This is a genomic window from Bordetella genomosp. 2 (assembly GCF_002261345.1).
In the GTDB taxonomy this organism is placed as follows: domain Bacteria; phylum Pseudomonadota; class Gammaproteobacteria; order Burkholderiales; family Burkholderiaceae_B; genus Bordetella_A.
The window spans coordinates 420,811-446,140 of record NZ_NEVT01000006.1 but is presented as its reverse complement, the minus strand read 5'-3'; the positions used below and the strand labels follow the sequence as shown (position 1 = coordinate 446,140).

At 68.1% G+C, this 25,330-nt stretch carries 24 protein-coding genes; 20 read left to right on the top strand and 4 right to left on the bottom strand.

Annotation, left to right across the window (positions count from 1 at the left end; translation table 11 throughout):
• Positions 1 to 69 precede the first annotated feature (69 nt).
• Positions 70 to 1,443 carry a 23S rRNA (uracil(1939)-C(5))-methyltransferase RlmD gene (gene rlmD / locus CAL24_RS12250; protein WP_094806848.1) on the top strand — a complete coding sequence of 458 codons (1,374 nt, stop codon included), beginning with the start codon at positions 70 to 72 and terminating at the stop codon, positions 1,441 to 1,443.
• Between the two features lie 50 nt (positions 1,444 to 1,493).
• Here the strand turns inward: rlmD and cueR are convergent, their stop codons facing one another.
• Positions 1,494 to 1,883: a Cu(I)-responsive transcriptional regulator gene (gene cueR, locus CAL24_RS12245; RefSeq protein ID WP_094807262.1), complete on the bottom strand. Its 390-nt coding sequence runs from the start codon at positions 1,881 to 1,883 to the stop codon at positions 1,494 to 1,496.
• Between the two features lie 192 nt (positions 1,884 to 2,075).
• Between cueR and CAL24_RS12240 the strand changes: the two genes are divergently transcribed.
• From CAL24_RS12240 to CAL24_RS12230, 3 genes are all read left to right on the top strand, one after another.
• Positions 2,076 to 2,279 (top strand): heavy-metal-associated domain-containing protein, encoded by a 204-nt coding sequence (locus CAL24_RS12240; RefSeq protein WP_094806847.1) that lies wholly within the window; start codon positions 2,076 to 2,078, stop codon positions 2,277 to 2,279.
• 132 nt (positions 2,280 to 2,411) lie between these two features.
• Positions 2,412 to 3,140 carry a glutathione peroxidase gene (locus CAL24_RS12235; protein WP_094806846.1) on the top strand — a complete coding sequence of 243 codons (729 nt, stop codon included), beginning with the start codon at positions 2,412 to 2,414 and terminating at the stop codon, positions 3,138 to 3,140.
• A gap of 149 nt (positions 3,141 to 3,289) precedes the next feature.
• Positions 3,290 to 4,708, top strand: coding sequence for a dihydrolipoyl dehydrogenase (locus CAL24_RS12230; RefSeq protein ID WP_094806845.1), 1,419 nt, complete (start codon positions 3,290 to 3,292; stop codon positions 4,706 to 4,708).
• A 187-nt stretch (positions 4,709 to 4,895) separates the two neighbouring features.
• On the opposite strand, the gene CAL24_RS12225 is transcribed toward CAL24_RS12230, so the two are convergent.
• Both CAL24_RS12225 and map read right to left on the bottom strand, forming a co-directional pair.
• Positions 4,896 to 7,508 (bottom strand): [protein-PII] uridylyltransferase, encoded by a 2,613-nt coding sequence (locus tag CAL24_RS12225; RefSeq protein ID WP_038853958.1) that lies wholly within the window; start codon positions 7,506 to 7,508, stop codon positions 4,896 to 4,898.
• A gap of 14 nt (positions 7,509 to 7,522) precedes the next feature.
• Complete coding sequence (gene map, locus CAL24_RS12220; protein ID WP_028355952.1) at positions 7,523 to 8,344, bottom strand: type I methionyl aminopeptidase; 822 nt, start codon at positions 8,342 to 8,344, stop codon at positions 7,523 to 7,525.
• A 373-nt stretch (positions 8,345 to 8,717) separates the two neighbouring features.
• On the opposite strand from map, the gene rpsB reads away from it, so the two are divergent.
• From rpsB to CAL24_RS12140, 16 genes are all read left to right on the top strand, one after another.
• Positions 8,718 to 9,467, top strand: coding sequence for a 30S ribosomal protein S2 (gene rpsB, locus CAL24_RS12215; protein WP_028355953.1), 750 nt, complete (start codon positions 8,718 to 8,720; stop codon positions 9,465 to 9,467).
• Positions 9,468 to 9,644: 177 nt separating this feature from the next.
• Complete coding sequence (gene tsf, locus CAL24_RS12210; protein WP_028355954.1) at positions 9,645 to 10,523, top strand: translation elongation factor Ts; 879 nt, start codon at positions 9,645 to 9,647, stop codon at positions 10,521 to 10,523.
• Positions 10,524 to 10,616: 93 nt separating this feature from the next.
• The gene (pyrH, locus tag CAL24_RS12205) at positions 10,617 to 11,333 is read left to right on the top strand and encodes a UMP kinase (protein WP_028355955.1); all 717 of its coding nucleotides are present in this window, start codon (positions 10,617 to 10,619) and stop codon (positions 11,331 to 11,333) included.
• 15 nt (positions 11,334 to 11,348) lie between these two features.
• Positions 11,349 to 11,909: a ribosome recycling factor gene (gene frr / locus CAL24_RS12200; protein ID WP_028355956.1), complete on the top strand. Its 561-nt coding sequence runs from the start codon at positions 11,349 to 11,351 to the stop codon at positions 11,907 to 11,909.
• A gap of 138 nt (positions 11,910 to 12,047) precedes the next feature.
• Entirely contained in the window at positions 12,048 to 12,812 is a 765-nt protein-coding gene (gene uppS, locus CAL24_RS12195) for a polyprenyl diphosphate synthase (protein WP_028355957.1), read from the top strand.
• Between the two features lie 18 nt (positions 12,813 to 12,830).
• Complete coding sequence (locus CAL24_RS12190; protein ID WP_028355958.1) at positions 12,831 to 13,688, top strand: phosphatidate cytidylyltransferase; 858 nt, start codon at positions 12,831 to 12,833, stop codon at positions 13,686 to 13,688.
• Entirely contained in the window at positions 13,685 to 14,884 is a 1,200-nt protein-coding gene (locus tag CAL24_RS12185; protein ID WP_094806844.1) for a 1-deoxy-D-xylulose-5-phosphate reductoisomerase, read from the top strand. The genes CAL24_RS12190 and CAL24_RS12185 overlap by 4 nt, the downstream gene beginning before the upstream one ends.
• Before the next feature lie 26 nt (positions 14,885 to 14,910).
• Complete coding sequence (rseP, locus tag CAL24_RS12180) at positions 14,911 to 16,242, top strand: RIP metalloprotease RseP (RefSeq protein WP_028355960.1); 1,332 nt, start codon at positions 14,911 to 14,913, stop codon at positions 16,240 to 16,242.
• A gap of 54 nt (positions 16,243 to 16,296) precedes the next feature.
• The gene (gene bamA, locus CAL24_RS12175) at positions 16,297 to 18,627 is read left to right on the top strand and encodes an outer membrane protein assembly factor BamA (protein ID WP_094806843.1); all 2,331 of its coding nucleotides are present in this window, start codon (positions 16,297 to 16,299) and stop codon (positions 18,625 to 18,627) included.
• Between the two features lie 112 nt (positions 18,628 to 18,739).
• Positions 18,740 to 19,297 (top strand): OmpH family outer membrane protein, encoded by a 558-nt coding sequence (locus CAL24_RS12170; RefSeq protein ID WP_028355962.1) that lies wholly within the window; start codon positions 18,740 to 18,742, stop codon positions 19,295 to 19,297.
• 18 nt (positions 19,298 to 19,315) lie between these two features.
• Positions 19,316 to 20,410 carry a UDP-3-O-(3-hydroxymyristoyl)glucosamine N-acyltransferase gene (gene lpxD / locus CAL24_RS12165; protein ID WP_094806842.1) on the top strand — a complete coding sequence of 365 codons (1,095 nt, stop codon included), beginning with the start codon at positions 19,316 to 19,318 and terminating at the stop codon, positions 20,408 to 20,410.
• Between the two features lie 61 nt (positions 20,411 to 20,471).
• Positions 20,472 to 20,927 carry a 3-hydroxyacyl-ACP dehydratase FabZ gene (gene fabZ, locus CAL24_RS12160; protein ID WP_028355964.1) on the top strand — a complete coding sequence of 152 codons (456 nt, stop codon included), beginning with the start codon at positions 20,472 to 20,474 and terminating at the stop codon, positions 20,925 to 20,927.
• Positions 20,928 to 21,722 (top strand): acyl-ACP--UDP-N-acetylglucosamine O-acyltransferase, encoded by a 795-nt coding sequence (gene lpxA / locus CAL24_RS12155; protein WP_028355965.1) that lies wholly within the window; start codon positions 20,928 to 20,930, stop codon positions 21,720 to 21,722. It begins immediately after the preceding gene.
• Positions 21,719 to 22,906, top strand: coding sequence for a lipid-A-disaccharide synthase (lpxB, locus tag CAL24_RS12150; protein WP_094806841.1), 1,188 nt, complete (start codon positions 21,719 to 21,721; stop codon positions 22,904 to 22,906). Before lpxA ends, lpxB begins: the two co-directional genes overlap by 4 nt.
• On the top strand, positions 22,893 to 23,507 hold the full coding sequence (gene rnhB, locus CAL24_RS12145; RefSeq protein ID WP_170947078.1) for a ribonuclease HII: 615 nt from the start codon (positions 22,893 to 22,895) through the stop codon (positions 23,505 to 23,507). Before lpxB ends, rnhB begins: the two co-directional genes overlap by 14 nt.
• On the top strand, positions 23,504 to 24,286 hold the full coding sequence (locus CAL24_RS12140; protein ID WP_094806840.1) for a TrmH family RNA methyltransferase: 783 nt from the start codon (positions 23,504 to 23,506) through the stop codon (positions 24,284 to 24,286). The genes rnhB and CAL24_RS12140 overlap by 4 nt, the downstream gene beginning before the upstream one ends.
• Here CAL24_RS12140 and CAL24_RS12135 read toward each other — a convergent pair.
• Positions 24,277 to 25,263 (bottom strand): Bug family tripartite tricarboxylate transporter substrate binding protein, encoded by a 987-nt coding sequence (locus CAL24_RS12135; protein ID WP_094806839.1) that lies wholly within the window; start codon positions 25,261 to 25,263, stop codon positions 24,277 to 24,279. The two genes, CAL24_RS12140 and CAL24_RS12135, sit on opposite strands and share 10 nt — an antisense overlap.
• Positions 25,264 to 25,330 lie beyond the last annotated feature (67 nt).

The following is a 25,330-nucleotide window of genomic DNA, read 5'->3' as shown; positions in this document are numbered from 1 at the left end:
GCCGCGGCGGGTTCCGGTTTCCTCTTTTACAATGCCCGGTTGCCTGTAAATGCCTGGATTGCAAGAGAGATGGCCGAAGTACTGAATATCGAGTCCCTGGACCTGGAGGCCCGGGGAATCGCCCGCCGCGATGGCAAGGTGGTGTTCGTCGAGGGCGCGCTGCCCACCGAGCGCGTCACCGCGCAGACGGTGCGGCGCAAACCCTCGTACGAGATCGCGCGGGTCGAGGACATTCTGCGGCCCGCCGCGCTCCGGGTGGCACCGCGCTGTCCGCATTTCGGCGTATGCGGCGGCTGTGCCATGCAGCACCTGGAGCCCAGCGCCCAGGTGGCGATCAAGCAGCGCGCGCTGGAAGACACCTTCTGGCATGTCGGCAAGCTGCGCCCGCAGCGCGTGTTGCCGCCGTTGCACGGCCCCACCTGGGGCTATCGCTATCGCGCCCGCCTGTCGGTGCGCGTCGTGCCCAAGAAGGGCGGTGTGCTGGTGGGCTTCCACGAACGCAAGAGCAGCTATGTGGCCGACATGCGCGAATGCCACGTCCTGCCGGCGCACGTCAGCGACATGCTGATGCCGCTGCGTGCCATGATCGCCGCCATGTCGGCGCCCGACCGCATGCCGCAGATCGAAGTGGCGCTGGGCGAGGGCGTCACGGTGCTGGTGCTGCGCCATCTCGAACCGCTCACCGAGCACGACCTGGAGGTGTTGCGCGCCTTTGCCGCCGAGCATGGCGTGCAGTGGTGGCTGCAGCCCAAGGGGCCCGATACGGTCCATCCGCTCGATCCGGCGCATGCCGATGCGCTGTGCTACACCATGCCCGAGTTCGGCCCGCGCATGCCGTACCGGCCCACCGATTTCACGCAGGTCAACCACGCCATCAACCGGGCCATGGTGTCGCGCGCGCTCATGCTGCTCGATGTGCAGCCGCAAGACCGGGTGGCCGATCTGTTCTGTGGCCTGGGCAACTTCACCCTGCCGCTGGCCACCCGCGCCCGCGAGGCGGTCGGCATCGAGGGCAGCAAGGCCCTGACCGACCGGGCCCTGGCCGCCGCCGAGCGCCACGGGCTGGAAGGGCGCACGAGTTTCGCCACCTTGAACTTGTTCGAGGTGGACGTCGACTGGCTGCGCGGACTCGGCCATTTCGATCGCATGCTGATCGATCCCCCGCGCGAGGGCGCCCAGGCGGTGGCGCAGGCACTGGCCCAACTGGCGCCGCGCGAGCGCCCGGTCCGCATCGTGTATGTGTCGTGCAACCCGGCCACGCTGGCGCGCGATGCCGCGATCATGGCGCATGAGGGCGGCTATGTGCTCAAGAGCGCCGGCGTGATCAACATGTTTCCCCACACTGGCCACGTGGAGTCGATCGCGGTGTTCGAATCGCTGCCGGCCGACGAAGTCCTGGCGATCCAGGCGCAGGCCAGCCTGAAGGGCCAGGAAGCCGCGTAGCGCGCGGCCCGTGCCGGCCAGTACGGGGCCTCTTTGAACGAAAGCGGGCCCTAGCCGGCGCCCAGCTCCTGGATGATCGGGCAGTCCGGCCGGCTGTCGCCGTGGCAGTGGCGCGCCAGGTGCTTGAGGGTCTCGGCCATCTGCTGCAGTTCCGCCGCCTTGCGCTCCAGCCCCTCGACATGGCGCAGCGCGATGCGCTTGACGTCGGCGCTGGCGCGGTCGCGATCGCGCCATAGCGCCAGCAGCTCATGCATCTGCTCCACCGAAAAGCCCAGGTCGCGCGCGCGGCGCACGAACCTGAGCGTATGCAGGTCATTGTCGCCATATACGCGATAGCCCGATTCGGTGCGTGTGGCCGGGCCGACCAGGCCGATGCTCTCGTAATAGCGGATCATCTTGGCGGAAATGCCGGAGGCCCGCGCGACCTCGCCGATATTCATGGTCATGGTGGGCTCCTCGTGAACGGGTTTTCGGAAAGCCGGGGCGCGCAGCGTAGCGTCCGGGGCAGGGAGGCATCCTTTCCATGATGGGAAGGTTAAGCGCATTATAGGCTTGACTTTGCCATCATGGGAAGGTTTAAGCTGGGTTCCGTTGCCGCTGCTCACGGCGGCCATTTCTGAAGGAGCCTATCAATGTCCATCCAGTTCAATGTGCCCGACATGTCCTGCGGCCACTGCGTCCAGTCGATCACCACGGCGGTGCAGCAGGCCGTGCCCGGCGCGCGCGTGGCGGCCGATCTCGCCGCCCATCGCGTCACGGTGGAAGGCGCGGCCGACGTGGAGCGCGTGCGCGCCGCCATCGCCGCCGCCGGCTATGAGCCGCAACTGGTCGGTTGAGCGTCGCCGCGCGGGCGATTGGTCTGGGCTATCAATTTATTTGAATAATTAAATTTGATATATTGATAGTGTGTATTTATCATCTCTCCCATGGTGGTCAGTCCACCAATCCCAATCCAAGGAGATGATCGAATGCTGCAAAACCGCGAAGGCCAACGCGTTCCCAACGTGACCTTCCCTGTGCGCCAGGGCAATGACTGGAAACAGGTCACCACCGATGACCTGTTCAAGAACAAGACCGTGGTGGTCTTTTCCCTGCCGGGCGCGTTCACGCCGACCTGCTCGTCCACCCACCTGCCGCGCTTCAACGAGCTGGCGCCCGCCTTCCGCGAGGCCGGCGTGGACAGCATCGTGTGCGTCTCGGTCAACGACACGTTCGTGATGAACGAATGGGCCAAGGACCAGGAGTCGGCCAACATCACGCTGCTGCCGGACGGCAACGGCGACTTCACCGAAGGCATGGGCATGCTGGTCGACAAGCGCGACCTCGGCTTCGGCAAGCGCAGCTGGCGCTATTCGATGCTGGTCAAGGACGGCGTGATCGAGAAGATGTTCATCGAGCCCCAGAAGCAAGGCGATCCGTTCGAAGTGTCGGACGCCGACACCATGCTGGCCTACATCGCGCCGCACGCCAAGAAGCCCGATCAGGTCGTGGTGTTCTCCAAGCCCGGCTGCCCGTTCTGCGTGGAAGCCAAGGCGCTGCTGGCGGACAAGGGCTACGATGCGCTCGAAATCCCGCTGGACCACAAGGTCCGCGGCCGGGTCATCGGCGCCGTGTCGGGCAAGGCCACCGCGCCCCAGGTCTTCATCAACGGCAAGCTGATCGGCGGCCTGGAGGACCTGAAGGCTCACCTGGCCTGACGGTCATGGCGGCCCGCCGGGCGCGGGCCGCCGCCATCTCACCACTCTCTCTTTCGCGCCCGCGGCCGGCTGCCGTTGCGGCCGGCCGCGGGCGTCCGCCTGCGGCGCGGCCATCCGGCACGCCGCGCGGGCCATAGCCTGGAACAGTCATGGATACTTTGCATACCGATATCGCCGTCATCGGCGCCGGCACCGCCGGCCTGGCGGCCTACCGGGCGGCGCGCGCCGCCGGCAAGCACGCGGTGCTGATCGAGGGCGGACCTTATGGCACCACCTGCGCCCGGGTCGGCTGCATGCCCTCCAAGTTGCTGATCGCCGCCGCCGAAGCGGCGCATGCGGCGGCGCATGGCGCGCCGTTCGGCGTGCATGTGGACGGCAAGGTGCGCGTCGATGGCCGCGAGGTCATGGAGCGCGTGCGGCGCGAGCGCGACCGCTTCGTCGGCTTCGTGCTCGAGGGCGTGGAGAACATCCCCGCCGCAGACAAGCTGGCCGGCTATGCCCGCTTCGTGTCCGACACGGTGCTGCGGGTGGACGAGCGGGTCGAGGTGCGCGCCGCCAGCGTGGTGATCGCCACCGGCTCGCGTCCGTCGGTGCCGGCGCCGTTCGAGGCGCTGGGCGACCGCCTGGTGGTCAACGACGACGTGTTCGCGTGGCAGGATCTGCCGCGCAGCGTGGCCGTGTTCGGGCCCGGCGTCATCGGGCTCGAACTGGGGCAGGCCCTGGCGCGGCTGGGCGTGCGCGTGCGGGTCTTCGGCGTCAGCGGCAGCCTGGGCGGCCTGGCCGACCCGGCCGTGCGCCAACGTGCGCGCCGCATTTTCCAGGACGAGTTCTACCTGGACCCGGACGCGCGCGTCCTGTCCACGCAGCGCGTCGACGACGAGGTCGAAGTGCGCTATGTGGCGCTCGACAATACCGAGCGCACCGAGCGCTTCGATTACGCGCTGGTCGCGACCGGCCGGCGCCCCAATGTCGACCGCCTGGACCTGCACCTGACCAGCCTGGCGCTCGATGGCCGCGGCGTGCCCGTGTTCGACCGGACCACCATGCAGGCCGGCGAATCGGCCATCTTCATCGCCGGCGATGCCAATGCCGATGCGCCCCTGCTGCACGAAGCGGCGGACGAAGGCCGCATTGCCGGGATGAACGCGGCCCGCTATCCGGATGTCCGGCCGGGCCAGCGCCGCGCGCCACTCGGCGTGGTGTTCTCGGATCCGCAGATCGCCCTGGTCGGCGCCTCGTACGGAAGCCTGCCGGCCGGCAGTTTCGTGACCGGCGAGGTCGATTTCGGCGACCAGGGGCGCTCGCGCGTGATGCTGAAGAACAAGGGCATGCTGCACGTCTATGCCGACATCGAGTCGGGGCGTTTCCTGGGCGCCGAGATGGTCGGGCCGTCCGCCGAGCACATCGGCCACCTGCTGGCCTGGGCCGCGCAGCAACAGCTGACCGTGGCGCAGATGCTCGACATGCCGTTCTACCACCCGGTGGTGGAAGAGGGCGTGCGCACCGCCCTGCGCGACGCGGCCGCCCGCCTCGAACAGGCCCGACGCCAACGCCGCGCCGCCGCCTGAGCCCGGCCGGGCGGCAGATGCATGGAGGCCATGCAGGCGCCTGCATGCAGGTGTCTGACACCCCCTGAGGCGGCCTGCCCGTGGAAACGGTGTCGCCGTGGGGTGTCAGACACCCGCTTTCTGCTGCCGAAGCCCGGCAGGCTGCCGCGACATCGAGCTGTCAGACACCTGTCGCCCGCCCGGCTTGTCAGGCCGCGCGTTGCTGGACGTGGTCGCCGGCCAGGGCGTCGAGCACCGCGCGCTCGAACTGCATCTGGGTGCGCGGGCGCTCGAGGGCCGAGCCGGTGATGATGAACACGTCTTCGACGCGGTCGCCCAGGGTCATGATCTTGGCCATGCCGACGCTCACGCCATGCTCGGCGAACACGCGCGTCAGGGCGTGCAGCAGGCCGGGCCGGTCGGTGGCCGTCACCGACAGCCGCCATGACTGGCTGTGCTCGTCCGGCTGCAGCTCGGCCTGCGGCATCACCGGGAATACCTTGGCAATGCGCGACTGGCGCCGCCGCACCGGGGCGCCATAGGCGCCGCGCGGGCCGGCCGTGTCGTGCGGGTCGCGCAAGCGCTCGGCCAGTTCGTGCTCGACCAGCGCGGCCTGGGCGCGCAGATCGGCGCTGCCTTCGGGTGGCAGCACGATGAAGCTGTCCAGCGCCCAGCCGTGCCGGGTGGTATGGATGCGCGCGTCCTGGATGCCAAGCGACTTGGCATCGAAATAGGCGCAGATGGCCACCACCAGTTCCGGGACATCGCGCGTGTAGACCATCACCTGCAACCCCTCGCCGTGCTCCGTGGGCCGCGCCCGCACCACCGGGCCGTCCGGCGCCACCTGGTAATACAGGTGGCGAGTGTGCCAGGCGATGTCCGAGGCGTCGTGGCGCAGGAAATAGGCCACGTCGAGCTGGTTCCAGAAGGCCTCGCGGGCATCGTCGCGCAGGCCCGCCAGCCGGGTCAGGCGGGCGGCTTCCTCCTTGCGTTCGGTCAGCACGGTGTGCGTATCGGCCGGCGAGCCGCCAAGCGTGGCCAGCGTCAGGCGGTACAGGTCTTCGAGCAGCTTGCCTTTCCAGGCATTCCAGACCTTCGGGCTGGTGCCGCGTATGTCGGCGACGGTCAGCAGGTACAGCGCCGTCAAGTGGCGCTCGTTGCCCACCGTGGCAGCGAACTGCTTGATCACCGCGGGGTCGGACAGGTCGCGCTTCTGGGCCACGGCCGACATCAGCAGGTGGTGGCGCACCAGAAACTCCACCAGTTCCGCATCGTCCGGCTCCAGCCCATGGTCGTGGGCGAAGCGGCGCACGTCGCGCGCGCCCAGTTCGGAATGGTCGCCGCCGCGGCCCTTGGCGATGTCGTGGAACAGCGCCGCCACATACAGCAGCCAGTGACGCTCGAGGCTGGCGATGAGCTGGCTGGCCAGCGGGTATTCCTGCGCATGCTCCGGCATGGTGAAGCGCCGGATGTTGCGCACCACCGCCAGCGTGTGCTGGTCCACCGTGTACACATGGAACAGGTCGTGCTGCATCTGGCCGACGATGCGCCTGAACACCGGCAGGTAGCGCGGCAGGATGTTCAGCATGGTCATGCGCCGCAGCTCGTGCACGATGCCGCGCGGTTGCTGCAGGATCTGCAGGAACAGCTTGCGGTTGACCGGGTTGCGGCGGAACTGCGCGTCGATGCGATGGCGCGAGTGCCAGATGGCGCGCAGCGTGCGCGGCGACATCCCGGTCAGTTCGGCGTGCTGCTGCATCACCAGGAAGGCGCGCAGCAGCAGGGTGGGATTGCGCTCGAATGCATCGTCGCGCACGATGTCGAGGCGGTCGCGCAGGTTGCGGAAATCGTCGTCGATGTCGCGCGCGCCGGTATCCGGCCGCGGGAACAGGCGCTCTTCGATGTTCGGCACCAGGATGGCATTTAGCTGCGTCACCAGCCGCGCCGCCCAGTAGTAGCGCTGCATCAGCAGCTCGCTGGCGCGCCGCGTGGCCGTGGCCTGGATGCCATACACCTCGGCCAGCCCGGGCTGCAGGTCGAACAGCACCCGATCCTCGCGACGGCCGGTCAACAGGTGCAACTCGATGCGCAGGCGCTTGAATGCCTGCTCGGCGCGGCGCAGGTCGCGCGCCTCGGACGGCGTCAGCAGGCCCGCCTGGGCCACTTCGCGCCAGTTGCGGCCGAAGCCGGCGGCCCGCGCCATCCACAGGATGACCTGCAAATCGCGCAGCCCGCCGGGCGATTCCTTGCAATTGGGTTCCAGCGCATAGGGTGTTTCCTGGTAGCGGGCGTGGCGCTGCTGCATCTCGACCCGCTTGGCCTGGAAAAACGCCGCGGCGTCGAGCTGCGCCTGGATGGCGGCCTCGAACTGTTTCATCAGGGCGCGGCTGCCGGCTAGCCAGCGCGATTCCAGCAGGGCGGTCTCGACCGTGATGTCGGCCTGGGCTTCCTGCTCGCAGTCGGCCAGCGTGCGCACGCTGTGGCCGGGCTCCAGGCCCAGGTCCCACAAGGCCGCGACCAGGCGCTCGATGGCGCCGGCATCGGCTGGCGCGGGCGCGTGCGGCAGCAGGATCAGGAGGTCGACGTCGGAGTGGGGGTACAGTTCGCCGCGGCCGTAGCCGCCCACGGCGGCCAGGGTGGCCCCGGCCGGCAGCGGATACAGCTTGAGCAGGTCGCGCAGCGCCTGGTCGACGATGCGCCGCAAGTCGCCCAGCAGCGTATCGGGGCGGCGATGCTGGCGGAATTGCGCGATGGCGGCCAGGCGCGCGGTTTGCAGCCGCTCGCGCAGGCCGGACAAGGTGGGCAGGGCGGCGGCATTCATGCGGGTGGGGGCAGTCAGGCGGCCGGCAAGACCAGCGGTTCGGTCACGAAGGCGGGCGGCTGGCGCACGCCGGGCGACAGCGTCAGCACCTCGTAGCCGGTGTCGGTCACGACGATGGTGTGTTCCCACTGGGCCGACAGGCTGTGGTCGCGCGTCACCACCGTCCAGCCGTCGGCCAACTGGCGGATCTCGCGGCGGCCGGCGTTGATCATCGGCTCGATGGTGAAGATCATGCCGGTGGTTAGGCGCACGCCGCTGCCCGGCTTGCCGTAGTGCAGCACCTGTGGGTCTTCGTGGAAGCGCTGGCCGATGCCGTGGCCGCAGAATTCGCGCACCACCGAGTAGCCGTTGGCCTCGGCGTGCTTCTGGATGGCATGGCCGACGTCGCCCAGCGTGGCGCCGTTGCGCACCTGCTGGATGCCTTTCCACATGCACTCGAAGGTGACCTCGGCCAGGCGGCGCGACTGGATGGACGGCTCGCCGACGTGGTACATGCGGCTGGTATCGCCGAACCAGCCGTCCTTGATGATGGTGACGTCGATATTGAGCGAATCGCCGTTCTTCAGCACCTTGTCGCCCGGGATGCCGTGGCAGACTTGGTGGTTCACCGAGGTGCAGATGGCGCCGGGGAAGGGCGGGTAGCCCGGTGGGGCGTAGCCCACCGTGGCCGATTTCACCTTCAGCTCATCGGTCAGGTATTCCAGGCACAGACGGTCGAGTTCGCCCGTGGTGACGCCCGGCTTGACGTAGGGAGTGATGAAATCGAGGATCTGCGCGGCGGTCTGGCAGGCCGCCCGCATTTTGTCCAGGTCGGCGGGATTGGTAACGATGCCCATGTATTGGCTTGAGTGACTGGGTGAAAAAATAGTAGAATTATAGGCTTGCCTAAAAAACCGGGGGCAAAGCCAGGCGCACCGCACGTCATTGCATGCTGCAAAAATGGGTCATTGCAAATGACACCTTTGCAAGTTCGATGGCGCAAGTGCTGGCTGGCATTGCCCTGGCGGCTGGGGCCCGTGCATTGAATGCACATTGTAGGCCCTCGCCGCCACGGTCGTCTGGGTTCGTTCGCCGCGCGGCGATCGGCCAGCCGGTTTCGGGCTTGTCCATCCTGATTGTCAGGAAATCGCGCGCTATGCCACCCAGGGTGCCGGCCGTGCCGTATGGCCGGTACAGGCGTAGTGCAAGAACCAACCCTCGGAGAAACTCATGTCCCTCATGCGCGAAATGCTGGAAGCTGGCGTCCACTTCGGTCACCAGACCCGCTACTGGAACCCCAAGATGGCCCCCTATATCTTCGGCCATCGCAACAAGATCCACATCATCAACCTCGAGCAGACGGTGGCCAAGTACCAGGACGCCACCAAGTTCGTGAAGCAGCTGGCCGCCCGCGGCGGCAACATCCTGTTCGTCGGCACCAAGCGCGCCGCCCGTGAGCTGGTCGCCGCCGAGGCCGCCCGCTGCGGCATGCCGTACGTCGACGCCCGCTGGCTGGGCGGCATGCTGACCAACTTCAAGACGGTCAAGACCTCGGTCAAGCGCCTGAAGGACATGGAAGCGGTCGTCGCCGACGGCGGCGCCGAGCGCATGATCAAGAAGGAAGGCCTGCTGTTCCAGCGCGAACTGGACAAGCTGAACAAGTCCATCGGCGGCATCAAGGACATGAACGGCCTGCCCGACGCGCTGTTCGTCATCGACGTGGGCTACCACAAGATCGCCGTCGCCGAAGCCCGCACCCTGGGCATCCCGGTCGTGGCCGTGGTCGACACCAACCACTCGCCTGAAGGCATCGACTACGTCATTCCCGGCAACGATGACTCCGCCAAGGCCATCGCGCTGTACGCCAAGGGCATCGCCGACGCCGTGTTGGAAGGCCGCGAACAGAACCTGAACGGCCTGGTCGAAGAAGGCGGCGAAGGCTCGGAAGAGTTCGTCGAAGTGCAGGACAACCAGGGCTGAGCCCGGTAGCGCCGGCGGGCCGGCCGCGGCGGGCGGGCAACCGTCCCGCGACCGCCCCGGCCGGCGCAGATCCCGAGACGGGCTCCCGTCTCGCCGCCCGCCAGCGCGGGCGCCCAGTCGATTCAAACCATGTGCCCCGGTCGTGCCGGGGCATGTCTTAGCGAAATTGGAGCAACCATGGCTGAAATTACCGCCGCCCTCGTCAAGGAACTGCGCGAGAAGACCGACGCGCCCATGATGGAGTGCAAGAAGGCCCTGACCGAAGCCGAAGGCGACCTGGCCCGCGCCGAGGAAATCCTGCGCGTCAAGCTGGGCAACAAGGCCAGCAAGGCCGCCGCGCGCGTCACCGCCGAAGGCCTGATCGGCCTGTACATCTCGGCCGACGCCAAGCAGGGCGCCGTCATCGAGGTCAACTGCGAAACCGACTTCGTGGCCAAGAACGACGATTTCGTCGCCTTTGTTAACACGCTGGCCGAGCTGGTCACCACCCAGAAGCCGGCCGACGTGGCCGCGCTGTCGGCGCTGCCGATGGGCGAGGGCACGGTCGAGACCACCCGCACCGCCCTGATCGGCAAGATCGGCGAGAACATCTCCGTGCGCCGCTTCGAGCGCATCGAGACCCCCAACGCCCTGGCCAGCTACGTGCACGGCGGCAAGATCGGCGTGCTGGTCGAGTACGCCGGCGCCGAGGAAGTGGGCAAGGACCTGGCCATGCACATCGCCGCCACCAAGCCCAAGGCCCTGAACGCCGAAGGCGTGCCGGCCGCCGACATCGCCGCCGAGCGCTCGGTCGCCGAGCAGAAGGCCGCCGAATCGGGCAAGCCCGCCGAGATCGTCGCCAAGATGGTCGAGGGTTCGGTGCAGAAGTTCCTGAAGGAAGTCACGCTCCTGTCGCAGCCGTTCGTCAAGAACGACAAGCAGAGCGTCGAGCAGATGCTCAAGGAAAAGAACGCCTCGATCAGCAAATTCGTGCTGTTCGTGGTGGGCGAGGGCATCGAGAAGAAGACCAGCGACTTCGCCGCCGAGGTCGCCGCTGCTGCCGCCGGTCGCGCCTGATCGGCTGTAGTACATGGGGCCGGCTAGAAAAGTCTAGTCCGGCCCCATTTCTTGTCTTACACTTTCGTCGGATCGTTCTTCGGGACATCACCTATGACCAGCAGATCATACAAACGGGTTCTTCTCAAACTTTCCGGCGAGGCGCTGATGGGCGAGGATGCCTTCGGCATCAACCGCAGCACCATCGTGCGCATGACCGACGAGATCGCCGAAGTGGTCGCGCTGGGCGTAGAGCTGGCCATCGTCATCGGTGGCGGCAACATTTTCCGGGGCGTCGCTCCCGGCGCGCAGGGCATGGACCGCGCCACGGCCGACTACATGGGCATGATGGCCACCATCATGAACGCCCTGGCCCTGCAGGACGCCCTCAAGCACAAGGACGTCGACACGCGCGTGCAGTCGGCGCTCAACATCGACCAGGTGGTCGAGCCCTACATCCGTCCCAAGGCGCTGCGCTACCTGGAAGAGGGCAAGGTCGTCATTTTCGCGGCCGGCACGGGCAACCCCTTCTTCACCACCGACACGGCCGCCGCGCTGCGCGGCGCCGAGATCGGCGCCGAGATCGTGCTCAAGGCGACCAAGGTCGATGGCATCTACAGCGCCGACCCCAACAAGGATCCGACCGCCACGCGCTACACGCGCATCAGCTTCGACGAGGCCATCGTGCGCCGGCTCGAGGTCATGGACGCCACGGCCTTCGCGCTGTGCCGCGACCAGAAATTGCCCATCAAGGTGTTTTCGATCAACAAGTCCGGCGCGCTCAAGCGAGCGGCCAGCGGCGAAGACGAAGGCACGCTGGTACACGTTTAAGCAGAGGAAATTCCCATGAGCGTCGCAGAAATCCGCAAATCCGCCGAAACCAGGATGGTCAAGTCGCTTGATACGCTCAAAGTCAACTTGTCCAAGATCCGCACCGGCCGCGCCCACACCGGCATTCTCGACCATGTGCAGGTCGAGTACTACGGCTCGCCCGTGCCCGTGAGCCAGGTCGCCAACGTGAACCTGGTCGACGCGCGCACCATCAGCGTGCAGCCCTACGAGAAACCCATGGCGGCGGCCATCGAGAAGGCGATCCGCGAGTCCGACCTGGGCCTGAATCCCATGGCCATGGGCGATAGCATCCGTGTGCCGATGCCCGCCCTGACCGAAGAACGCCGCCGCGACCTCACCAAGGTAGTCAAGAGCGAGGGCGAGGATGCCAAGATCGCCGTGCGCAACTTGCGCCGCGAGGCCAACGAGGCATTGAAGAAGCTGGTCAAGGACAAGGAAATCTCGGAAGACGACGAGCGGCGCGCCCAGGACGACATCCAGAAGCTCACCGACCGCCACGTGACCGAGATCGACAAGCTCATCGCCCAGAAAGAAGCGGAAATCATGACCGTATAATTTGCGCCAGGTGCCGATGTCACGCGCCGCCCGCGCCGCGCTGCAGCTCGCCTGGCGAGTGCGGAGCCGGCCCGGCGGCGTGGTTCTTTAGGTTCCTCAGGCCCATTCCGGACCTCTTCGGCACGACGTTCCCAGCTCATGGCTATCAGTTCCACACAGGCAATTCCCCCCACCCAGGCCATCCCCGAGCACGTTGCCATCATCATGGACGGCAATGGCCGCTGGGCCACGCAGCGCCACCTGCCGCGCACGGCCGGGCATGCCAAGGGCGTACAGGCGGTGCGCCGCGTGGTCGAGGCCTGCGGGCGGCGCGGCGTGCGCTACCTGACCCTGTTCGCCTTCAGTTCCGAGAACTGGCGACGCCCCGCCGAGGAAGTCTCGCTGCTCATGCGCCTGTTCGTGCAGGCCCTCGAGCGCGAGGTCGACAAGCTCAACGAGCAGGGGGTGCGCCTGCACGTGGTGGGCGACATGTCGCGCTTCGAGCCGCGCTTGCAGACGCTCATCGCCGAGGCCCAGGCGCGCACCGCGCAGAACGATCGCCTGCACCTGTCCGTGGCGGCCAACTACGGCGGCCGCTGGGACATCCTGCAAGCCACGCGCGCCATGCTGGCCCAGAATCCCGGATTGGCGCGCGACCCGCAGCGCATCGACGAACAGCACCTGGCCGCCCATCTCTCCATGGCCTGGGCGCCCGAGCCCGACCTGTTCATCCGCACCGGCGGCGAACAGCGCATTTCCAATTTCCTGATCTGGCAGCTCGCCTATACCGAGCTGTATTTCACCGACCAATACTGGCCTGATTTCGGCGCCGCCGAACTCGACGCGGCATTCGAGTGGTACCGCAACCGCGAGCGCCGCTTCGGCCGCACCAGCGCGCAACTGCGCGACGGCGCGGCGCGCTGATCCCTACGGAGACTCCCCATGCTCGGACAACGCGTCTTGACCGCTGTGGTCCTGCTGGCGGTGCTGGCGGCCGCGCTGGCCAGCGGCAACCCGTGGTGGTTCGTGGCGCTGCTGGCGGTGGCGGCCGCGTGCGCCTGCTGGGAATGGCTGCGCCTGACCGTATCCCAGCCGCCGTCGCGCCCGCTGTGCGTGGGGGTGGCTGCCGCGCTGCTGGCGGCCATGCTGTGGCTGGCCTGGGCCTGGCTATCCGGCGCGCAGGCCGGCCTGGGCTTGCAGGCCGCGGTGGTGCGCTGGCTGGTGCCGCTGGTGGCGCTGGCATGGCTGCTGGGAGCCAGCACGGCGGTAGTGCGCGGACGGGCCGACGCGCCGCCGGCCAGTGTGGCGTGGTCGCTGTTCAGCGTGCCCGCCGTTCTGGCCGCGTGGGCCGTGCTGGCCCTGTTGTTCATGGCGCGCGGCGGCGTCTTCGTGGTGTCGCTGCTGGCGCTGGTATGGGTGGCCGACATCGCCGCGTATTTCGCCGGCCGGGCCTTCGGCAAGCGTAAACTGGCGCCCAGGGTCAGCCCCGGCAAGACCATCGCCGGGGCGGTGGCGGGCGTGCTGGCCGCGGTGGCCTGGGTGGCGCTGTCCAGCTTGTGGACAGGCAGCTTCGGCCACGCGCTGGTGGAACGCTGGTCGCTCTGGCTGGCGCTGCCCGCCGCGGCCGTCCTCGGCATCCTGTCCATCGTGGGCGACCTGTTCGAGTCGCTGCTCAAGCGCCGGGCCGGCCGCAAAGATTCCAGCTCCCTGCTGCCGGGGCATGGCGGAGTCTACGATCGCATCGACGCCATCCTGCCGGTGGCGCCATTCGCGTTCCTGTTGTCTGGAGTGTCGTTTTGAGTCGTTTCCAACGCGTCGCAGTCCTGGGCTCCACCGGTTCCATCGGAGAAAGCACCCTGGATGTCATCGCTCGCCATCCCGAGCGGCTGAAAGTGCATGCGCTGTCGGCGCACAGCCGCATGGAGCGGCTGGCAGAGCAGGCCGCCGGCAGCGGGGCGGCGGTGGTGGTGGTGCCGGACGAGGCGGCGCGGCGGCGTTTCCAGGCCGCCTGGCCGGCCGGGCGGCCCGCGCCCGAGATCCGCGTCGGCGCCCAGGCGCTGGCCGACACCGCGGCCGACGACGGCTGCGACACGGTCATGGCGGCCATCGTGGGCGCCGCCGGGCTGCCGGCGGCGCTTGGCGCCGCGCGCGCCGGCAAGCGCGTGCTGCTGGCCAACAAAGAGGCATTGGTGGCCGCCGGCGGACTGTTCATGCGGGCGGTGCGCGAACACGGCGCCGAGCTGCTGCCCATCGACAGCGAACACAATGCCATCTTCCAGTGCCTGCCGCACGGCGAGCGGGCCGGCGCGCCGGACCAGCCCGCGCGTGGCGTGCGCCGGCTCCTGCTGACCGCCTCGGGCGGGCCGTTCCGGCGCCACGACCCGCAGGACCTGCACGAGGTCACGCCCGACCAGGCCTGCGCCCATCCGAACTGGAGCATGGGCCGCAAGATCTCGGTCGATTCGGCGACCATGCTCAACAAGGGGCTGGAGGTCATCGAGGCGCACTGGCTGTTCGCCATGCCGGCCGATCGGATCGAAGTCCTGATCCACCCGCAGAGTGTCGTCCACTCGCTGGTCGAGTACGAGGACGGCTCGGTACTGGCCCAATTGGGCCAGCCCGACATGCGCACGCCCATCGCCTACGGCCTGGGTTTTCCCGACCGGCTGGCCAGCGGAGTGGGGCCGCTCGACCTGGCGCGCTGCGGCCGGCTCGAATTCGAAACGCCCGATCTGCAGCGCTTTCCCTGCCTGGGGCTGGCATTCGACGCGCTGCGGGCCGGCCAGGCCGCCTGCGTGGCGCTCAACGCCGCCAATGAGGTCGCCGTGGAGGCCTTCCTGTCGGGGCGGCTGCGCTATACCTGGATTCCCCGCGTCATCATGGCCGCCCTGGAATGGCAGCAACGACAGTCATCTGTTACGCTCGATAGCCTGGCCGACGTCCTGGCGTTCGACGCCGAGGCGCGCGCCTACGCGGGCAATCTCGGTCTGGCCTGACGCGTTCCGGCCCACAGAGTCCATCCATGCTTTTCACCCTGCTAGCCTTCATCGTTGCCCTGGGCATCCTCATCACGTTCCACGAGCTGGGCCACTACTGGGTGGCGCGCCTGTGCGGCGTGCGGGTGCTGCGCTTTTCGGTGGGGTTCGGCCGGGTGCTGCTGCGCCGCATCGACCGCCACGGTACCGAATGGGCGGTCTCCGCCATTCCGCTGGGCGGCTACGTCAAGATGCAGGACGACCCCCCGCCGGGCGCGCCGCCGGCGCTGGCGGCCCAGTCGTTCAATACCCAGCCGGTGGGGCGCCGCATCGCCATCGTGGCGGCCGGGCCGCTGTTCAACCTGGCCCTGGCGGTCATGCTCTACGCCGGGCTCAACCTGGCCGGCACCGAAGAGCCCGCCGCCGTGATCGGCGCGCCGGCGGTCGGCACGCCGGCCGAGCAGGCGGGTTTCCGGGCCGGCGACCGCCTGCTGGCGATCGACGGCCGCGAGGTTGCGTCCTGGAACGACGCCCGCTGGCGCCTGCTCGACGTGCTCTCGGCCGGCGGGCAGGCCGAAATCGAGGTCCGCACCGCCGACGGCGGCACCAACCGGCTCGCGCTGCAGGTGCCCGGCAACCGCATGGATCCGGCGCAGGGCGACCCCCTGGCCGACACCGGGCTGCGCATGGCGCCGCCCAAGCCCATCGTGCGCGAAGTCATCGCCGGCGGGGCCGGCGAGCAGGCGGGCCTGCGCGCGGGCGACCGCATCGTCGCCGTCGGGACGACCGCCGACCCCGATACCGCCGAACTGGTGCGCATCATCCAGCAGCATCCCGGCCAGCCGCTGCCGCTGGCGCTGGTGCGCGACGGCGCGCGCGTGTCGCTGACCGTGGTGCCGCAGGCCGAAACGGTGCAGGGCCAGGCCATCGGCCGCATTGGCGTGCAGCTCGGCGGCGACCTGCCCATGGTGACCGTCCGTTACGGTGTGTTCGAGAGTATATGGCGGGCCACGGTGCGCACCTGGGATACCGCCTGGCTGTCGCTGCGCATGATGGGCCGCATGGTGATCGGGGAGGTTTCCTGGCGCAATATCAGCGGTCCGGTGACCATCGCCGACTATGCTGGCCAGACCGCGCGCATCGGCATCGCGGCCTATATCGCCTATCTGGCGCTCATCAGCATCAGCCTGGGCGTACTGAACCTGTTGCCGATACCGATGCTCGACGGTGGGCATCTGCTGTACTATCTCGTCGAAATTGTGCGCGGCAGCCCGCCGCCCGATCGATGGATCGACATCGGCCAGCGCGCCGGCATCGGCCTGCTGGCCGGGCTCATGGGGCTGGCCCTGTTCAACGATTTCGCGCGCCTGTTCACCTGACGGGCGATCGAATAAAATCCTCCGCCATTTGCTCGACCTAGGATAGCCAAGGACATGTCTTTTCGGATGTTTCATCACAAAAAGGGCATCATGCCGAGCCTGCTCGCCGCGCTGCTCATGCCGGCTCTGGCTCATGCGTTCGACCCTTTTGTCGTGCGGGATATCCGCGTAGAAGGCATTCAGCGCACCGACGCCGGCACCGTGTTCGGCTACTTGCCGGTCAAAGTCGGCGAGCAATTCACAGAAGCCGACGCCACCGAGGCGGTGCGCCGCCTGTACGGCACGGGCTTCTTCAGCGACGTGCAGATCCAGACCGACAATGACGTCGTGGTGGTGGTCGTACAGGAACGCCCGACCATCGCGTCGGTCACGTTCAACGGCATGCGCGAATTCGACTCCAAGGCGATCACCAAGTCGCTCATGCAGGTCGGCTTCGGCGAGGGCCGCATCTTCGACCAGTCGATGCTCGAGCGGGCCGAATTCGAACTGAAGGAACAGTACCTGGGCAAGGGCAAGTACGGCGTCGAGGTCACCTCCACCGTCACCCCGCTGCCGCGCAACCGCGTGGGCGTCAGTTTCGACGTGTTCGAGGGCGAGGTCGCCAAGATCCGCCAGATCAGCATCGTGGGCAACGAAGCCTTTTCCGAAGGCGACCTGCTCGACCTGTTCGACCTCACCACGCCCGGCTGGCTCACCTGGTACACGAACACGGACAAATACTCGCGCGAGAAGCTCGAGGGCGACATCGAGCGGCTGCGCTCGTTCTATCTGGACCAGGGCTACCTGGAGTTCTCCGTCGAGCCGCCGCAGGTCACGATCTCGCCCGACCGCAAGGACATCTACATTACCGTCACGGTGCACGAGGGCAAGCCCTACACGGTGCGCAGCGTCAAGCTGGCGGGCAACCTGCTGGGCCTGGACAAGGAAATCAACAACCTGGTGCAGACCAAGGAAGGCGAGGTCTTTTCGGCGGCCAAGGCCAACGATTCGGCCAAGGCCATTACCGACTACCTGGGCGAACTGGGCTACGCGTTCGCCAACGTGAATCCCAACCCCACGCTGGACCGCGACAAGCACGAGGCCGACGTGACGTTCTACGTCGACCCGAGCCGGCGCGTCTATGTGCGCCGTATCCAGATCGGCGGCAACACGCGCACCCGCGACGCGGTGGTGCGCCGCGAAATGCGCCAGGAAGAGGCCGCCTGGTACGACTCGGGCGACCTCAAGATCTCGCGCGACCGCATCGACCGGCTGGGTTACTTCAGCGAAGTCAACGTGGCCACCGAACCGGTGCCCGGCTCGCCCGACCAGGTCGACGTCAACGTCGACGTGAAAGAAAAGCCCACCGGCATGATCAACCTCGGGGTGGGCTACGGCTCGTCCGAAAAGGCCATCCTGTCGGCGGGCATCAGCGAAGACAACGTATTCGGCAGCGGCACCAACCTGACGCTGCAGTTCAACACCAGCAAGACCAACCGCGCCGCGGTGCTGTCGCACACCGATCCGTACTTCACCAAGGACGGCATCAGCCGCACCACCTCGGCGTACTATCGGGTCACCGAGCCCTGGGACAACAACGACGGCGACTACCGCGTCAAGGCCATGGGCCTGGGCATGAACTTCGGCGTGCCCATCTCCGAATACGATCGCATCTTCCTGGGCGGCACCTTCGAGCGCAACCAGATCGATCTGTACGACGATTCCCCGCAGGCGTACCGCGACTTCGTCGACCAGTACGGCGACAGCACCAATGCGTTCATCCTGAACGCCGGCTGGTCGAAGGACACGCGCGACAGCGCCCTGGCGCCGACCAAGGGTTCGTACACCCGCCTGAAGGGCGACTTCTCCACCATGGACCTGAAGTACTATCTGCTCAGCGCGCAGCAGCAGTACTACATCCCGCTGGGCCGCAGCTACACGCTGGCGCTCAATGGCATGGTCGACTGGGGCCGCAGCTACGGCAGCCTGGACTACCCGGTCATCAAGAACGTGTACGCCGGCGGCATCGGCACGGTGCGCGGCTACGACGGCGCCTCGCTGGGCCCGCGCGATACCCGCACCGGCGACTACCTCGGCGGCTCGCGGCGCATCGTGGCCAACGCGCAGCTGTACCTGCCGTTCCCGGGCGCCAGCAAGGACCGCACGCTGCGCTGGTTCCTGTTCGCCGACGCCGGCCAGGTGGCCGCCGGCAGCGGCATGAGCTGCACCGCCGGCGAACCCGGCAACGAGGTCGAGGATCCCTGCGGCTGGCGCTATTCGGCCGGTGTCGGGCTGTCTTGGCAATCGCCGCTGGGGCCGCTGCAGCTGTCGTACGCCCGGCCGCTCAACGCCAAGTCGGGAGACGACCGCCAGAGCTTCCAGTTCCAGATCGGCACGGGCTTCTGATGACCGGTCCGGTTACGCCTGATCACACCAGCAGGGCGGGGCGGGCCGGCTCCCGCGCCGTTTAGTGGCACAATATTGGCTTTGCTTTACCTCATTGGAAGGTGAGATTTTCATGATGTCTGATTTCGCACTCAACACCTCGAGCCCTTCGCGTGCCAAGCGCGTCGGCAAACTGCGCGGTACGCTGGCCTTGGCGGGTGCACTCGTCCTGGGCTCGGCGGTGGCGCTGCCTGCCCAGGCGCAAGGCACCAAGATCGGCTTCGTGAATACCGAGCGCATCCTGCGTGAATCGGCGCCCGCCAAGACCGCGCAGAGCAAGATCGAGTCCGAATTCAAGAAGCGCGACGACGAGCTCCAGCGCCTGAGCAACAACCTGCGGGCCCAGGCCGAGAAATTCGACAAGGACGCGCCGGTGCTGTCGGAATCCGACCGCGTCAACCGCCAACGCGAACTGTCGCGCCTGGATACCGAACTGCAGCGCAAGCGCCGCGAGTTCCAGGAAGATTTCAATCGTCGCCGCAACGAAGAGTTTTCCTCCATCGTCACCAAGGCGAACCAGGCAATCAAGCGCATCGCCGAACAGGAAAACTACGACCTGATCGTCCAGGACGCGGTGACGGTCAACCCGCGCGTCGACATCACCGACAAGGTGATCCAGGCGCTGAAGTAATCGCGGGCACCCGAACGCATGCCGATTTTGCTGGACCCCGCCAATGCGCCGGCCCTCGATGCCCTGTTGGCCGCCGCGGATACGCGCGGGCTCGACTGGCGCATCGAGGCGGCGCCCGCCGCCGGCCTGCCCAGGATCCGCGGCATCGGCAGCCTGACCGCGGCCGGTAGCGAAGAGATCAGCTTCCTGGCCAATCCGCGCTACCAGAACCAACTGCTCGCCACCCGCGCGGGCGCGGTGATCGTCACGGCCGAAGCCGCTTCCGCGCTGGCCGCCAACCCGGATGCGCCAGCCTGCCCGCGCGTGGTTTGCGCCCATCCGTACCTGCTGTACGCCCGCCTGGCCCAGTGGTTCGACGCGGCGCGCCGGCCCAGGCTGCCGGCCAGCGTGCACCCCCTAGCCGTGGTCGCGGACGACGCCGTCATCGAGGATGACGTGCGCATCGGGCCGCACTGCGTGGTGGAGCCGGGCGCGCGCATCGCCAAAGGCGCCACGCTGGGCCCCGGCTGCGTCATCGGCGCGGGTTCCAGCATCGGGCCCGACAGCCTGCTGCATGCGCGCGTGACGCTCTACGCCAACGTACGCGTCGGCGCGCGCGCCATCCTGCACAGCGGCGTGGTGCTGGGGGCCGACGGCTTCGGCTTCGCGCCGGATCCCACCCTCGGGCAGGGCGCCTGGGGCAAGATCGCCCAACTGGGCGGCGTGCGCATCGGCGACGACGTCGAAATCGGCGCCAACACCACCATCGACCGCGGCGCGCTCGAGGACACCGAGATCGGCGACGGGGTCAAGCTCGACAACCAGATCATGCTGGGCCATAACGTGCGGGTCGGCGAACATACCGCCATGGCGGCCTGCGTGGGGGTGGCGGGCTCCACCGTCATCGGGTCGCGCTGCACCATCGGCGGGGCGGCCATGTTGTCGGGCCACCTGACGCTGGCCGACGACGTCCACATATCCGGCGGCACGGCGGTCACATCCAACATTCTGCAGCCCGGCCGCTACACGGGCGTGTATCCTTACGCCGAGCACGGGGAATGGCAGCGCAACGCCGCTGTGTTACAACAACTTTCGCAGCTGCGGCGCCGCCTGCGGGCCCTGGAAAAGGCCTGACCCGCCGCCCGGGAAGCGGCGGCGCGGCATCATAATTCAAAACGGTAGGAAACCTTACGAAATGGAACTGGACATCAAGGCGATCATGGAGCGGTTGCCGCATCGTTATCCGATGCTGCTCATCGACCGTGTACTGGATATCGTACCGGGCAAGTCCATCGTCGCCATCAAGAATGTCACGATCAACGAACCGTTCTTCGAAGGCCACTTCCCGCATCACCCGGTGATGCCCGGCGTGCTCATCACCGAAGCCATGGCCCAGGCTGCGGCGCTGTTCTCATTCACCGACGAAGACGGCGGCCTGAAGTGCGACAGCGCCACCACCGCCTATTACCTGGTGGGCATCGATGAGGCGCGCTTCCGGCGCCCGGTGGTGCCGGGCGACCAGTTGCGGTTCGAAGTCCAGGCCGAGCGCTTGAGCCGGGCCATCTGCAAATACCAAGGGCGCGCGCTGGTCGACGGCCAGGTGGTGGCCGAGGCCAAGCTGATGTGCGCGATCCGCAGCCTGGAAGCGTAAATGTCCGGAAACATCCATCCCACCGCCCTGATCGACCCCGCCGCCCAGATCGACGGCAGCGTCCGTATCGGGCCGTATTGCGTCGTGGGCCCGGGTGTCACCATCGGCGCCGGCACGGAAATCGGCCCGCACTGCGTGCTCGACGGCATCACCACCATCGGCCGCGACAACCGCTTCTACCGGTTCTGCTCGATCGGCGGCATGCCGCAGGACAAAAAATACGCGGGCGAACCCACCCGCCTGGTCATCGGCGACCGCAATACGGTGCGCGAGTTCACCACCTTCAACACCGGCACGGTCCAGGACGGCGGCGCCACCACGCTGGGCGACGACAACTGGATCATGGCCTACGTGCACATCGCGCACGATTGCCACATTGGCAGCAACACCATCCTGGCCAACTCGGTGCAGCTCGGCGGCCACGTGCACGTCGGCGACTGGGCGATCGTGGGCGGCCTGACCGGGGTGCACCAGTTCAGCAAGATCGGCGCCCACAGCATGACCGGCGGCAACAGCTCGCTCATGCAGGACATGCCGCCATTCGTCCTGGGCGCCGGCAACCCCTGCCGACCGGTGGGCGTCAATGTCGAAGGCCTGCGCCGGCGCGGGTTCAGCGCATCGGTCATCGCCAGCCTGCGCGAGGCCTACAAGATCATCTTCCGGCGCGGCCTGTCGCTGGACGAGGCGCGCGCCGAGCTGCGCGCGCGCCAGCAGTCGCATCCGGATGCCGCGGAGTCCCTGCAGACCCTGCTGGACTTCCTCGACGCCTCCGGCCGGGGCATCATCCGGCCATGACCCTGTCCGTCGGCATGGTGGCGGGCGAGCCGTCCGGCGACCTGCTGGCCAGCCGCGTCATCGCGGGCTTGCGCCGCCAGGCGCGGGACCTGCGCTGCCAGGGCATCGGCGGGCCGGCGATGCAGGCGGCCGGCTTCGAGGCCTGGCACCCGATGCACGCCCTGACCGTATTCGGCTATGTGGACGCGCTCAAGCGGCTGCCCAGCCTGCTGCGCACCTATGGCGACGTCAAGCGGCGCTGGCTGCGCGAACCGGCCTCGGTATTCGTGGGCGTGGACGCGCCCGATTTCAATCTGAAGCTCGAGCTGCAATTGCGGCAGGCCGGCACGCCCACGGTGCATTTCGTGGGGCCGTCGATCTGGGCCTGGCGCTATGAGCGCATCCACAAGATCCGCGCGGCGGTCTCGCACATGCTGGTGCTGTTCCCGTTCGAGGAAGAGCTCTATCGCAAGGAGGGCATCCCGGTCACGTATGTGGGGCATCCGCTGGCCGATGCCATCCCCATGCGGCCCGACCGCCAGGCCGCCCGGCAGCGGCTCGGGCTGGACGCCAGCGCGCGGGTATTGGCCATCCTGCCGGGCAGCCGCGCCTCGGAGATCCGGATCCTGGCGCCGCGCTTCCTGCAGGCGGCCCAGCAGCTGCGCCGGCGCGATCCGAACCTGGTCTGCATCGTGCCCATGGTGAACGCCCAGCGCCGGCAGGAATTCGAGGCCATACTGGCCAGCTATCCGGTGCCGGGGCTGCGCTGCCTTACCGCCGCCGACGTGCCGGCCGCCGAGGATGCGCCGGTCGCCTGGAGCGCCCTGGAAGCCAGCGACGCCGTGCTGGTGGCCAGCGGCACCGCCACCCTGGAAACGGCCCTGTTCAAGCGGCCCATGGTCATTTCGTACTACCTGTCGCCCTGGATGCGGCGCATCATGGCCTGGAAATCGGGCCAGCAGCGACCGTATCTGCCCTGGGTGGGGCTGCCCAATGTGCTGCTGCGGGATTTCGCGGTGCCCGAGCTGCTGCAGGACGACGCCACGCCGGATAAACTGGCCGAAGCGACCTGGGCCGCGTTGACCGACGACGCCCAGGCCGCCCGGATCGAAGCGCGCTTCACCGCGCTGCACCAGGACCTCGCGCGCGACACCGCCCAATTGGCGGCGCGTGCCATACTCGAGGTGGCCAATGGCCCAGCATAGCCTGTTCGCCGAATCGCCCGATTTCGCCGGGGTGCGCATGGCCGGCGTGGACGAGGCCGGGCGCGGGCCGCTGGCCGGCGGCGTGTATGCGGCCGCCGTCATTCTCGATCCGGACCGTCCCATCGACGGCCTGGCCGATTCCAAGATCCTGGCCGCGCCACGCCGCGAAGAGCTGGCGCTGCTCATCCAGGAACGCGCGCTGGCCTGGTTCGTGGCCAGCGCCACCGTGCAGGAAATCGATACCCTGAACATCCTGCGCGCGACCATGCTGGCGATGCAGCGCGCGGTCGAAGGTCTGGCCCATATGCCGCAGGTGGCCATGGTCGATGGCAACCAGGCGCCGCGCCTGCGGTGCACGGTCCAGACCGTCATCAAGGGCGACGCGCTGGTGCCGGCCATCTCGGCGGCCTCCATCCTGGCCAAGACCGCGCGCGATGCCGACTTGCTGCGCCTGCATGGCCTGTATCCGCAGTACGGGTTCGACCAGCACAAGGGCTATGGGACCCCGCTGCACATCGATCGCCTGCGCGAGCATGGGCCATGTCCTGAACACCGGCGCAGCTTCGCGCCGGTGCGCGAGCGGCTGGCCATGGCGCCATGAAGCAGATCGCCTCGCGCGACAACCCCCAGTTCAAGCAATTGCAGCGCCTGGCCGCGCATGCCGGGCGGCGCGGCACCCAGGCCCTGCTCGAGGGCGTCCATGTATGCCAGGCGTGGCTGCAGCTGGCCGGCCCGCCGGCCCTGGCGGTGTTCGACGCCGAGCGGACCGGGAGCCCCGAACTGGCCGCGCTGCTGGCGGCGGTGCCGCAGCGGCAGGTGCTGCTGGTCGAGCCGCGCCTGCTGCGGCAGCTCGAAACGGTCGAGACGGGGCAGGGCGTGTTGTTCGTGGTGGACCCGCCCGCGCCGCGACTGCCGGAGCGGCTGGACGAGCCGATGGTATGGCTGGACCGCGTGCAGGACCCGGGCAATGTCGGCACCATCCTGCGCGTCAGCGCGGCGGCCGGCATCCGGCGCGTCCTGCTGTCGCCGGGCTGCGCGGCGGCATGGGCGCCCAAGGTGCTGCGCGGCGGGCAGGGCGCGCATTTCGCCCTGGAGCTGCACGAGCATGCCGACCTGGCGGCCTGCGTCGCGCGCCTGGCGGTACCGCTGGCGGTCACGACCCTGGAAGACGCCGAAGACCTGTACGCCGTCCGGCTGCCGGCTGCCTGCGCATGGGTGTTCGGCCATGAAGGCCAGGGCGTGGCGCCCGAACTGCAACGCGCCGCGGCCTTGCGCGTGCGCATCGACCACGCCGCGGCGGTGGAGTCGCTGAACGTGGGCGTGGCCGCGGCGCTGTGCCTGTTCGAGCAGCGCCGCCAGGCGGCGGCGCGTCAGCTGTAGTCGCTGACCGCGCCGATCTGCCGCGCGAATTCCGACCAGCGCGCGATCTCCGACCGATTGACCTCGGCGAACTCCCGCGGCCCCAGCACACTGACATCCAGCCCGGCCGCGCGGATCCTGTCGTGTATGGCGGCCGATTGCAGGGCCTGCGGCAGATCGGCACCGAGCTGATCGAGTACGGCCTCGGGCATGCCATGGATACCATACAGGCCCAGCCAACTGCTGACGTTATAGTCGTCCGCCACGCCGGACTCTTCCATGGTCGGCACCTCGGGAAGCTGGCTCGAGCGCTGCCTGCTGGTGATCGCCAGCGCGCGGATGCGTCCGCCGCGCAGCATCGGCAAGCTGGCGGGAACGCTGCTGATGCCGACGTCCAGCGTGGCGCCGACCAGGTTCACGACGATCTCGTTCTGGCTCCGGTACGGCACATGGGTGATGCGTAAACCGGTGCGCTGGGCAAACAGCATGGCCGCCATGTGGGCCGAACTGCCGATGTCGCCGGCGCCGACGGTCAATTGGCCGGCCGGCTGGCCGCGCATGTGGTCGACCACGTCGGCGATGGTGCGGAACGGCGAGTCGGTTCGCACAATGAAGACGTTGGCGAATTCCGCAACCTGGGCGATCGGGAGCAGCGTGGCGGCGATGTCGATCGGCAGGTTGCGCAGCGTGGCGATCGGCAGTACGTTGCCCAGGCCGCCTCCCACCAGCGTGTATCCGTCGGCCGGCTGCTCGCCGGCATAGCGGATGCCGATGATGCCCTTGGCGCCGGGCTTGTTGTCGACGATGAAGCTCTGGCCGTAGCGCTCGCCCAGGACTTCGGCGCTGATGCGCGCCACGATGTCGACCGCATTGCCCACCGGAAACGGAACCACCACCCTGACCGGGCGGACAGGATAAGCCGGGGCGGCGCGCCCCGGCACATGGGCGCACAGGGCGGGCAAGCCCGCCAGCGCCTTCAGCACACTCCGACGATGCATTTTCAGCTCCTGGAGACGACGACCGTTCACTGCACCATGCTTGCGCCGGCACGGGCCGGGCGCGCGG

Excerpts from the sequence above, each read along its gene's own strand:
- rlmD (WP_094806848.1), top strand. The coding sequence starts at position 70 with ATGGCCGAAGTACTGAATATCGAGTCCCTGGACCTGGAGGCCCGGGGA.
- cueR (WP_094807262.1), bottom strand. The coding sequence starts at position 1,883 with ATGAATATCGGCGAGGTCGCGCGGGCCTCCGGCATTTCCGCCAAGATG.
- CAL24_RS12240 (WP_094806847.1), top strand. The coding sequence starts at position 2,076 with ATGTCCATCCAGTTCAATGTGCCCGACATGTCCTGCGGCCACTGCGTC.
- CAL24_RS12235 (WP_094806846.1), top strand. The coding sequence starts at position 2,412 with ATGCTGCAAAACCGCGAAGGCCAACGCGTTCCCAACGTGACCTTCCCT.
- CAL24_RS12230 (WP_094806845.1), top strand. The coding sequence starts at position 3,290 with ATGGATACTTTGCATACCGATATCGCCGTCATCGGCGCCGGCACCGCC.
- CAL24_RS12225 (WP_038853958.1), bottom strand. The coding sequence starts at position 7,508 with ATGAATGCCGCCGCCCTGCCCACCTTGTCCGGCCTGCGCGAGCGGCTG.
- map (WP_028355952.1), bottom strand. The coding sequence starts at position 8,344 with ATGGGCATCGTTACCAATCCCGCCGACCTGGACAAAATGCGGGCGGCC.
- rpsB (WP_028355953.1), top strand. The coding sequence starts at position 8,718 with ATGTCCCTCATGCGCGAAATGCTGGAAGCTGGCGTCCACTTCGGTCAC.
- tsf (WP_028355954.1), top strand. The coding sequence starts at position 9,645 with ATGGCTGAAATTACCGCCGCCCTCGTCAAGGAACTGCGCGAGAAGACC.
- pyrH (WP_028355955.1), top strand. The coding sequence starts at position 10,617 with ATGACCAGCAGATCATACAAACGGGTTCTTCTCAAACTTTCCGGCGAG.
- frr (WP_028355956.1), top strand. The coding sequence starts at position 11,349 with ATGAGCGTCGCAGAAATCCGCAAATCCGCCGAAACCAGGATGGTCAAG.
- uppS (WP_028355957.1), top strand. The coding sequence starts at position 12,048 with ATGGCTATCAGTTCCACACAGGCAATTCCCCCCACCCAGGCCATCCCC.
- CAL24_RS12190 (WP_028355958.1), top strand. The coding sequence starts at position 12,831 with ATGCTCGGACAACGCGTCTTGACCGCTGTGGTCCTGCTGGCGGTGCTG.
- rseP (WP_028355960.1), top strand. The coding sequence starts at position 14,911 with ATGCTTTTCACCCTGCTAGCCTTCATCGTTGCCCTGGGCATCCTCATC.
- bamA (WP_094806843.1), top strand. The coding sequence starts at position 16,297 with ATGTCTTTTCGGATGTTTCATCACAAAAAGGGCATCATGCCGAGCCTG.
- CAL24_RS12170 (WP_028355962.1), top strand. The coding sequence starts at position 18,740 with ATGATGTCTGATTTCGCACTCAACACCTCGAGCCCTTCGCGTGCCAAG.
- lpxD (WP_094806842.1), top strand. The coding sequence starts at position 19,316 with ATGCCGATTTTGCTGGACCCCGCCAATGCGCCGGCCCTCGATGCCCTG.
- fabZ (WP_028355964.1), top strand. The coding sequence starts at position 20,472 with ATGGAACTGGACATCAAGGCGATCATGGAGCGGTTGCCGCATCGTTAT.
- lpxA (WP_028355965.1), top strand. The coding sequence starts at position 20,928 with ATGTCCGGAAACATCCATCCCACCGCCCTGATCGACCCCGCCGCCCAG.
- lpxB (WP_094806841.1), top strand. The coding sequence starts at position 21,719 with ATGACCCTGTCCGTCGGCATGGTGGCGGGCGAGCCGTCCGGCGACCTG.
- rnhB (WP_170947078.1), top strand. The coding sequence starts at position 22,893 with ATGGCCCAGCATAGCCTGTTCGCCGAATCGCCCGATTTCGCCGGGGTG.
- CAL24_RS12140 (WP_094806840.1), top strand. The coding sequence starts at position 23,504 with ATGAAGCAGATCGCCTCGCGCGACAACCCCCAGTTCAAGCAATTGCAG.
- CAL24_RS12135 (WP_094806839.1), bottom strand. The coding sequence starts at position 25,263 with ATGCATCGTCGGAGTGTGCTGAAGGCGCTGGCGGGCTTGCCCGCCCTG.